Below are 6,237 nucleotides of genomic sequence, written 5' to 3'. Positions count from 1 at the left end.
GCGCCGCCTGCCGGTCGCTCATGGGCTGGTCGCCGAAGCCCGGTTTGCCGATCACGGCGTAACCTGCCACGCCCAGCGCAAGGCAAGCGCCAAGGATAAGCCAGTTGGTGCGGGAAAGCGGTGCAGTCGTCATGGGCGCGTAAACCGGAGTGCGGCGCTGAGGCCGCCCAATGCAGCCACGCCAAGCTCGAGGGAGCCTTTATGCAGCTCGGCGAGTTCCTTGACAATCGACAAGCCCAGTCCGGTGCCCGGCCTTGTCTCGTCGAGCCGCACGCCGCGCTTCATCGCCGCTTCGCGTTCTTCTTCGGTCAGCCCTTTGCCGTCGTCCTCAACGATGATCGTCAGTTCCTGCGGCGTGTCGGACACTGTCACCTTTACTTCGGTCGCCGCCCATTTGCAGGCATTCTCCATCAGGTTTCCGACCATTTCCTCGAAATCCTGCTGCTCGCCCCTGAATATGGCGGAAGCACTGCCCTCGACCGTCACCTCGATACCCTTCGCATCGAATAGCCGGTTCAGAAGACGCGCGAGCCCGTCGATCACCGCCCGTATTTCCGTCCGGGCCCCGATGGTTTCAGCCCGCGCTGCGACACGCGCGCGCCTCAGGTAATGCTCCACATTCATCTGCATCGCGCCGGCCTGTCGGCGCACAACATCATCCAGCTGCGACTGGCCTGAGGCTTCATTCTTCAGAACTGCCAGCGGCGTTTTCAGTGCGTGCGCCAGATTGCCCACATGCGTGCGCGCACGGTCCACAACCTCGCGGTTGTGCTCGATCAGCTTGTTCAGCTCCTCCGTCAGCGGACGAACCTCGGAAGGGTAGTCCCCGCCCAGCTTCTGCGCCTCACCCTCACGCACCTTCGCGACATCCGCCTGCAGCTTCACCAGCGGATTGAGAGAATAGCGGATGCCCAGCAGCATCGCCGCGAACACGCCGCCGAACAGCGCAATCATCGTGCCGAGCAGCAGATTTCGGAACTGGGTCGCCGAGGCGTCGTTCGGTGAACGGTCTGATGCGGCGACCAGAATCAGCGGCGTTGGCCGGTTCTCGATCACGATGGCCTGCGCGGCAACCCGCGAGCGCTGGTCCGCCGGGCCGTCATAATTGCCATACTGCGTGATGCCCGGCGCGCTGGCGGCGCGCTCGACCAGCTCAAGCGTGATCGGTACGTCTTCGTCCCAAAGGCTCTTGGAGCGGAAGTCGCCGGAAATAGTGCCGTCTTTATTGAGACCCACCACCGCCCAGTATTGTCCGGAGTATTGCATCTGGAAACGTATATCACTCGGGAAGAAATCGCGGTTGGTGTTGGTGATGCGCCCGTCTGCCAGGAACGCTTCTTCCCGGATCAGTTCACGCGACAGCGTCACCAGCGTTTCCTGAAGGTCGCGCTCGACCAGCGCCAGCGTCTGGGCCCGGTAAACTGCCGACAGCGCCAGAGCGCCGCCAATCAGCACGAAGACACCCCATACTGCCGCCGCAATTGTTATGCGGCGCGCCAGTGACACGCTTGACCAGCGGTCGATCAGGCTTCTCTGAGGGGTTGCTTCAGCCTCGCTCATGGAGGCGGTTTAGCGCTTATTCGCGTCAGCCCGCAACGCGCGCCTCTTCGTCCGGCACGATCAGGCGGTAGCCGAGGCCGCGTTCGGTCTGGATCCGGTCCTGGCCGATCTTGCGGCGCAGACGGCCAATGAACACCTCGATCGTGTTCGAATCGCGGTCGAAATCCTGATCGTAGATATGCTCGACCAGCTCCGTGCGCGGCACGACCCGGCCCTGATGGTGCATCAGGTAGGAAAGCACACGGTACTCATGCGCCGTCAGCTTGATTGGCTCGCCATTGACGGTCGCCCGCGCGGCGCGCGTGTCGACCATCAGCTTGCCGCACTCCAGCGTCGCCGCCGAATGGCCGGTCGCCCGGCGCAGAAGAGCCCGCAGGCGCGCCAGCAGCTCTTCGGTGATGAAGGGCTTGGTCAGGTAATCGTCCGCGCCCGCATCGAAACCGGCCACCTTCTCGCTCCACTGGTCGCGGGCGGTCAGGATCAGCACGGGGAAAGCCTTGCCTTCCTTGCGCCAGCTCTTCAGCACGCTGACACCATCGATCTTCGGCAGGCCGAGATCGAGGATCACCGCGTCATAGGGTTCAGTTTCGCCGAGGAACTGTCCATCCTCGCCGTCCGCGGCGAGGTCTACGGCGTAGCCTGCCTGCGACAGCGCGTCCGCCAGTTGGCGGCGCAGGTCAGCATCATCTTCGACGACCAGGATTCTCATCTGTCTTGCCTCTTCAATTTCCGTTTGTGCGCTTCAGCCGCCACTGCGGTTGATGATCGCGCCCGTTTGCGCGTCGACCGTAACACGAACCTTGCGGCCGTCATCGGTCAGCCAGTCGATTTCGTAGACTGCGCTGGCGGAGCCCTGCGCGTAAAGTTCGGCGCCCAGCTGGTAGCCGCCATACTCACGCTTCAGCGACTGGAAGATCTTGCTGAGCGGAACCGTGCGACCTTCCTTGACCGCTTCGCGCGCCTGGCCGGGCGAGAACTGGTTACCCCAGCCCTGGTCCTGGCCCTGCGCGGCCGCGCCGGGGGCAAACATCAGGCCAAGCATGGCAGCGAGGGCGAGGGTGCGTTTCATGAGGCCTCATATGCTGGCAAGGCTCTGAACGTTAAGTGAATGGTACAGTTCGGCTTCAGTCAGCCTGGCGCAGGCGAACTCAAGCCGGCAAAGCATAGCACCCTATAGGTGACTGAAAACCATTTACTTTCAGAGATTTGGTGCAGCGCCCGCACCGCACCAACCGCAGTTCTCCCGCGCCAGCGCTCAATGCGCGGGCAAAAAGCCTGGCCCCCGGGCAGGCGCGCCTCCCGGATCGGCCTAAGTCCGCGTCCTTTCAAAGGCGCGAGTTTGAAATCTCAACGTCCGCGTATTGCCAGACATCCTTGAAATGGTGGCGCAGGTGCATTGCCTCCTCCGTTTCGCCCTGGTTTTCCAGCGCCCCGGCGAGGCCGGCCATTGACCATCCGTTGTGAGGATACGCTTCAAGGTCGCGGCGGTAGACCGCCTCTGCATCCGCAAAGCGCTCCGCCTTCATCAACGCTTCGCCAAGCGACTGCCGCGTCGGGTAGTACCAGAAAGGCGGCTCAGTATAGGGCAGCGCATCCTGCAGCGCGACCGCCTCGCCAAACAAAGCGATGGCCTCATCCGGATTGCCGCCTGCATTCGCCATTTCGCCGAGCAGCAACTTGTCGGCAATGTTCAGCAAGTGGCTCGCCGGATAGTCGTTGGTATCCATGAACCGGATCTGGACCGTGTCCTTCATGACTGAAAGTTGGGCCTGCTCAGCCGCAGCAAGGTCAGGTTGTCCGGTGCGCGCGAAGGACACACCGCGCGCGTAGTGCCAGATCGCATTGGAGTAATCCAGTTCGGCAGGGGGCGCATCCATCGCAAGAATGTCGCTCCATTTGCCAAATTGCACGTGCGCAAGCATTGGGACCGTCTTGAAGAACTCGATCGTTGGAAACTGCTTGATCTGTTCGATCCGGACATTGTCGGCCAGCTTCTGCGCCGTCTCCAGCGCGAGCGCGCTTTGCCCGGACATGCTCGCCGCCGCCCAGAGGAAGTGGATGTTGTGAGGATAGTACAGCGCCGGGTAGAAACCCTGCGCGTTACACTGCGCTATATACTCTTCGTCGACCTTGGCTGCCATAATATTGGCCTGGGCCGCATCCTCATAGCGCCCTACGCGCCAGAAGATATGCGCCGGCATGTGGACGAGGTGTCCTGATCCTGGCACCAGCCTGTAGAGCCGGTCGGCTTCATCCTCGGCGCGGGCGGGATCTGCCGATGCTTCCACCGCATGGAGGTAGAGATGCAGCGCCAGCGGGTGATCCGGAGAGCGGGCAAGGATGGTCTCGAGGGTTCTGATGACCTTCACCGTGTCCGGTTTCGGTTCTCCGTCTGCAGACCAATAGTCCCACGGCATGGTGTTCATCCACGCCTCAGCATATATCGCCGCTGCATCGTCATCCTGCGGATGGGCAGCAACATAGGCGCTCATCGCTTCCGCGTAAGCAATATCCTGCGCCTCACGAGGCGCAACGAAGTCTGCGCTGTAGCGTGTTGCCAGCGCGTCGATCAGCGCACGTTCTGCGTCCGTAGCAGTGTTCCTCAGGCTGATCGCCTTCTGGATGGCGCGGTGCGCAGACGCCCGGTCATCCGGCGACATCACGGCTTTGCCCTTGCTCGTTACGTTGATGTTCGGACCGGTTGCCAGTGCCTCACCCCAAAAGCACATAGCGCAGGCCGGATCGAGTTTCTGCGCCGCCTTGAATGAACGGATGCTTTCGGCGTGGTTGAACCCGAAGGCCAGCACCATGCCCTGATCAAAGTATTTCTGCGCGTCCGGGCTGGTCGTGGTGATTGTCCGGTGGAAATCACCCATCCCCTTGAACAGCGGCGCGCCGGCTTTTTCGGCAAGCGTCTGTCTGGTCTCGGGCGCGGGCCCGCCATGAATTGTGCTGCAGCCGCTGAGCGCGATCAGACTGACCGCCGCGAACAAGTATCTGGTTTTCATCTGATGCGTCCCCGTCACCAGGCCTTGCCGCAAGGGCTCGGCCCTCTGCTTTCCGAGAAGGCGACCATAGCACAAAGCCGAAGGCCTGTTGAGTGGGCGAGAAAATTTCCTGTTATCGCCCCTCGGCCCACTTCCTCAGACCCTCGTCTTTCGGGTCGCTGAGCACAATCTCGATGCGGACATAAAGATCGCCCGGCGGGGTCAGCTGCACGCCCTTGCCCTTGAGCCGAAGCTGCGCGCCGGTGTTCGTGCCGGCGGGGATTTTCAGTGAGACGGGCCCGGACGGGGTGCGCACTTCCACTGTGCCTCCCAGCACGGCCGTGCGCAGGTCCACGGTCAAGGGCATGCGCAGGTCCTTGCCATCGCGTGTCCAGACCGGGCTTGTGGCCACGTCCACTTCAAGCAGGGCATCGCCCGGCGCGCCGCCGGACGGCGACGGTTGGCCCTGGCTCTTCAACCGCAAGGTCTGTCCGCTGGTAATCCCCGCCGGGATATTGACGTCCAGCGCGCTGCCATCCGCCATCGACATACGCCGGCGTGCACCTGTCACCGCGTCCTCGAACGAGATCTCGACCCGGTAGCGAACGTCGCGGCCCTTCTGGGGACCGGGATTGCGCCGCCGGCCGCCAGCGCCGAACATGCCGGAGAGGATATCCTCGAACGGATCACCCTGGGCGCCGAACGGACTGTTGCCGCTTTCCCATCGCCCGCCGCCCCCGCCGGGATAGCCGCCGCCCGCAAAGCCCTTCGGGTTTCCGTCGCCGTCAATTTCGCCGCGGTCAAATTTGACGCGCTTCTCGGCATCCCCAAGGATCTCGAAGGCGCTGGACAGCCGCTTGAACTCTTCTTCCTTCGCCTTGTCGCCCGGGTGCTGGTCAGGATGCAGCGTCTTGGCTTTGGCGCGGAACGCCTTCTTGATCTCGGCCTCCGAGGCCGAGCGGGGCACACCCAGAATGGTATAAGGATCGAGCGCCAATCCGGGCTCCTCGCTGCAAAGGCAAACCAACGCTTACAGGTAAGGTGATCCGGGCCCGATTGAAAGCCATAGACCGGTGCGGCCATCCGGCCCGGTCCGGGCGACGCGCAGGCCTATGGTCCGCGCCGGCAAAGCGCAATCTGGCATTTCGGTCCCCGCCTCCCCGCCAAAACCGTCGCCGAAGTCAAACTCCACTCCAAAACGGCCGGCATTGGGCGCATCCGGGAAAATCCAGCTCTCAGCAATGTCCCGGCCACGTCAGCGCCGGTGGGCCTGGCCGCTGCGTACCCGAATGAGGCATACCTGCCAGGGCAAGGCCTCCCGGCCGGTGAAGCCCGGCGTCTGCGTCCCGCTGCTGCCACCGGCCCTGAAGGCAGGATCCAGCCTCAGTTCCAGCCCCAGTTCCAGCCCCAGTTCCAGCATCGCCAGATCCGCGCGCTCTGCCGCCTCGTCGAGCGGCAACCGCCGCGCATCCACTCCCGCCGCGCCGCTGATAATGCCGGCCAGACATAGCGCCCATCCGGGCCCTTCCGCCTGCCGACGTCCGACACCGTGCGCCGGTTGACCACTAAGCGCGCAGGGGTGCGCAACTGGCTGTCCGGCGCTTAGAGGAGATCAATCAGATGATTGGCCGCCTCCTCATGGGTGAAATCGCCCTGCACGAAGCCGATCTGGCACAAGCCATGCGAACCT

6 protein-coding genes are annotated in these 6,237 nt (G+C 63.2%); all 6 read right to left on the bottom strand.

The annotated features are described in order from the left end of the window. Window positions 1-129: 129 nt before the first annotated feature. The 6 genes from WEA77_RS03920 to WEA77_RS03895 all read right to left on the bottom strand — a co-directional run bounded on the left by WEA77_RS03920 (window position 130) and on the right by WEA77_RS03895 (window position 6,006). Window positions 130-1,560, bottom strand: a complete 1,431-nt coding sequence (locus WEA77_RS03920; protein ID WP_368066556.1) for an ATP-binding protein — start codon at window positions 1,558-1,560, stop codon at window positions 130-132. A gap of 25 nt (window positions 1,561-1,585) precedes the next feature. Continuing rightward, complete coding sequence (locus WEA77_RS03915) at window positions 1,586-2,269, bottom strand: response regulator transcription factor (RefSeq protein ID WP_291201924.1); 684 nt, start codon at window positions 2,267-2,269, stop codon at window positions 1,586-1,588. Window positions 2,270-2,302: 33 nt separating this feature from the next. After that, entirely contained in the window at window positions 2,303-2,629 is a 327-nt protein-coding gene (locus tag WEA77_RS03910) for a PepSY domain-containing protein (protein WP_368066555.1), read from the bottom strand. 256 nt (window positions 2,630-2,885) lie between these two features. Next, a complete protein-coding gene (locus WEA77_RS03905) occupies window positions 2,886-4,568 on the bottom strand; it encodes a tetratricopeptide repeat protein (protein ID WP_368066554.1) in 1,683 nt (560 codons plus the stop codon). A gap of 112 nt (window positions 4,569-4,680) precedes the next feature. Further along, window positions 4,681-5,544 (bottom strand): DnaJ C-terminal domain-containing protein, encoded by an 864-nt coding sequence (locus tag WEA77_RS03900; RefSeq protein ID WP_368066553.1) that lies wholly within the window; start codon window positions 5,542-5,544, stop codon window positions 4,681-4,683. A gap of 258 nt (window positions 5,545-5,802) precedes the next feature. After that, a complete protein-coding gene (locus WEA77_RS03895) occupies window positions 5,803-6,006 on the bottom strand; it encodes a hypothetical protein (protein WP_368066552.1) in 204 nt (67 codons plus the stop codon). Between the last annotated feature and the right edge of the window lie 231 nt (window positions 6,007-6,237).

The sequence above is a fragment of the Hyphomonas sp. genome (assembly GCF_040882205.1).
GTDB lineage: Bacteria > Pseudomonadota > Alphaproteobacteria > Caulobacterales > Hyphomonadaceae > Hyphomonas.
Note: the sequence above shows the minus strand (reverse complement) of the source record. Positions and strands in the feature narration are given on the sequence as shown.

What these genes read in the sequence shown, in the direction of transcription:
- WEA77_RS03915 (WP_291201924.1), bottom strand. Translation starts at nt 2,269, where the DNA reads ATGAGAATCCTGGTCGTCGAAGATGATGCTGACCTGCGCCGCCAACTG.
- WEA77_RS03910 (WP_368066555.1), bottom strand. Translation starts at nt 2,629, where the DNA reads ATGAAACGCACCCTCGCCCTCGCTGCCATGCTTGGCCTGATGTTTGCC.
- WEA77_RS03920 (WP_368066556.1), bottom strand. Translation starts at nt 1,560, where the DNA reads ATGAGCGAGGCTGAAGCAACCCCTCAGAGAAGCCTGATCGACCGCTGG.
- WEA77_RS03905 (WP_368066554.1), bottom strand. Translation starts at nt 4,568, where the DNA reads ATGAAAACCAGATACTTGTTCGCGGCGGTCAGTCTGATCGCGCTCAGC.